The organism is Mesorhizobium sp. P2_A12 (assembly GCF_056405075.1).
In genome coordinates this window covers 1-2540 of sequence record NZ_JBFUCU010000065.1, presented here as the reverse complement: position 1 = coordinate 2540, position 2540 = coordinate 1, and the positions used below count along the sequence as shown (strand labels likewise).

4 protein-coding genes and 1 pseudogene are annotated in these 2540 nt (G+C 58.9%); 3 read left to right on the top strand and 2 right to left on the bottom strand.

From position 1 onward, the window contains the following. Positions 1 to 184: pseudogene (locus AC1DZU_RS35440) on the bottom strand (hypothetical protein); the annotation flags it as partial. 772 nt (positions 185 to 956) lie between these two features. On the opposite strand from AC1DZU_RS35440, the gene AC1DZU_RS35435 reads away from it, so the two are divergent. Together AC1DZU_RS35435 and AC1DZU_RS35430 are read left to right on the top strand one after the other, a co-directional pair. Further along, the gene (locus AC1DZU_RS35435) at positions 957 to 1169 is read left to right on the top strand and encodes a hypothetical protein (RefSeq protein WP_477292091.1); all 213 of its coding nucleotides are present in this window, start codon (positions 957 to 959) and stop codon (positions 1167 to 1169) included. Between the two features lie 253 nt (positions 1170 to 1422). Then, positions 1423 to 1551, top strand: coding sequence for a hypothetical protein (locus tag AC1DZU_RS35430; RefSeq protein WP_477292089.1), 129 nt, complete (start codon positions 1423 to 1425; stop codon positions 1549 to 1551). Between the two features lie 16 nt (positions 1552 to 1567). On the opposite strand, the gene AC1DZU_RS35425 is transcribed toward AC1DZU_RS35430, so the two are convergent. Beyond that, a complete protein-coding gene (locus AC1DZU_RS35425) occupies positions 1568 to 1765 on the bottom strand; it encodes a hypothetical protein (protein ID WP_477292087.1) in 198 nt (65 codons plus the stop codon). Between the two features lies 1 nt (position 1766). On the opposite strand from AC1DZU_RS35425, the gene AC1DZU_RS35420 reads away from it, so the two are divergent. Continuing rightward, a partial coding sequence (locus AC1DZU_RS35420) for a cysteine hydrolase family protein (RefSeq protein ID WP_477292085.1) occupies positions 1767 to 2540 on the top strand: 774 nt, incomplete at its 3' end.

The window sequence follows — 2540 nt, the reverse complement described above, 5'->3', positions numbered from 1 at the left end:
AATCCTCGTCGACATGCACAACGTCGCCCTCGAATCTCATCCTGTCGCCGGGCTTGGCCTTCGCGTCGATGATCGAGTAGGGATAGTTGGCTGTCAGGATATGCAGGGTCACGCGATCGTCAACGCGCTTCCCCACCGTGGCGAAGACCCCCACCCGATCGCCTATGTTGATTTCCCGCGCCATGAGTAGGATTCTGGAGCGACGCGTCTGGTTGTCAAGAGACTGCTAATATATATGCGCGACGGCGACCTTACCGAGCGCCCTGGCCGCAGCTGGTCACGTACGAGGGCGCGGCGAATACGAACTGTAGCCGGCCTTTTTGACTTGGCGCGATGCTGGCCTCTGAGAGATCAGGGACCCCTCTTTGTCAGCATATTTACATTCCTCGCGAGCCGCCAGCGGCCGTCGGCTTCCTTGCCGCGATCGCCACCACGCACGCTAGGAAGGCGGCGGTGAAGTGCTCGCCGTATCGCCCAATACGGCGAGCACCCTGGTCGACCGACGATGAGGGGACTTTGTTCGTCGGCTTCCAGTTAATGAAGGCGAATTCCTTATGTTTCACATTTGGGACCTTTGCGCCTTCTCGTGGGACTTCAGTCGCAATTGCGGGCAGCATTGCACCAGGGCTTCGACGGCGAGCCAATCGCCGGCGCTGGCAAGGCGACTAAGCGAACAGATCGAAGCAGAAGGTGACGAGGCCGTGGTGAACGAGCCTCCTATTGAACCTAACCGCCGCATGCTTGCCCAGGCTGATTTGGTACGTCGCGCTCCAGCAACTGGGCGAGCACACCAGCGGCTTCACGCACGCACGAAGCTGGGGCATGTCGGGTCCTCGTTGCGGAGTCGAGGCGACCTCCGCGTCCGGTTTTTTTGGACATTGCGAAACCCGATGTTGTTTCTCGGGAACATTTTCTCAAGCCCGCACTTTGTTGGCCGTCAGACCAAGGAGGCTGTCATGAAACGACGCGTCGATCGCGAAAAGATCGAAAGAGCGGACCGCGAGAGCAAACTGGTATTGGACGCGGAGCGGAAAGCCAGGGAAGCTAAGACCGCGCGCCTAAGAGAACAACGACTGTTATTGGAGGCCTCGACCTCTCCGCCTTCTCATCCCGGCAGGATGAAGCTCGGCCGACGACAGCCAACTCGCAAAATTATTGTGGTCGACTGATCCCGCTTACCATCGAGCCGTCAGTACCCCCGACCAGCTCGGATCGTGGCGCGTGCGATGGCCAGTTGCGCTTCCGTCTTGGCCTTTTCTTTCTGGTCATGTGGCGGGCAGCAAGACCGCGCTCTGTAGGGCATGGTGGGGCTCGTTCACATCCGCCTTACCGGATCTGCGGGTATGTCTTTTTTAATTGAAAGCCTCTGCGCGCCGGTCATATAAAATCGGTGTTTCCCATTGCTTCAAGGGAGCGGCTGCGATGGATGACATGACACTGAATGGCAAGGTCCACCCTTGCGTTGAAGTGGTCGAAGCCTGCGGCGAATGGCACGTTCGCGTCGTTGAGGATGACCGAGAAAAGACCCTGACTTTCGAGCTGGAATCCTAAAGGCCAGCGGATGCGCCTAGGGCTTGCCGACTTCAAGCGGCTTTAGACGCGGGTTCAACATCCGGGCTTCACGCAAAAGCGACGACCAATTTTGCGGCCCGAGGATGCTGACTAGCTCGCTGGCCTGTGCATCGGTGATGCCGGTGTCAGCCACCAGATGGCGCACCGCAACGCCGCTCGCTGTTTCCTGCGGCTTGCTTACATGGTCAATCATATTGGAAATCCTTCCGATTGACCCGACGGCAGGTGGGACTAAAAGGTTCCGTGGCTGGCTGCAGGGCCTCACAGAATATGCCAATAGCTTGGGCAACGTGGGGGACGTCCAAACCAAAACCCGCAGTGCGGCTACCCCAACACCAAGCACCCCAGCCGTACCGGCCATTGAGACGCCGCATTGGCGCACCGTGCTGACCACCAAGGACAGTGCCAAGGCGTTCGCGATGGCGAAGGAGATCGGCGACAAGGTGCGAATCGAGGAGATCAGGCCTAAGGCAAAGGCGTCGATCGCCTCAATCGGAACATTCACAGCGTGCCGAAGTTCCATCTGGATGTCGATGCATGGACTGGTATATGGCCCGCTAGGCGATCGATCCATGCACATCTGTGTGGACATGCAGCGGCTGTTTGCCGAACCCTCACCATGGGCGACACCCTGGATTAGCCGTGTTCTCCCCCAGATAGAGCGTCTTGTCGCAAGGCGCGCGACGCAGACGGTTTTCACGCGCTTCCTACCTGCCCGGAAGCCGGGACAAGGAACCGGCACATGGAAACGCTATTATGACCGGTGGGCCTCGATGACGATCGAGAACATAGGTCCCGAAATGGTCGAGCTGTTGCCGACGCTCGCCGAATACTGTCCGCCGGCGACGACGATCGACAAGCATATCTACTCGCCTTGGCTCGAGGGTCGCCTAAGAGCCTATCTGATGCAACAGAACGTCGACACGCTGGTCATCACAGGCGCGGAAACCGACGTGTGTGTTCTGGCC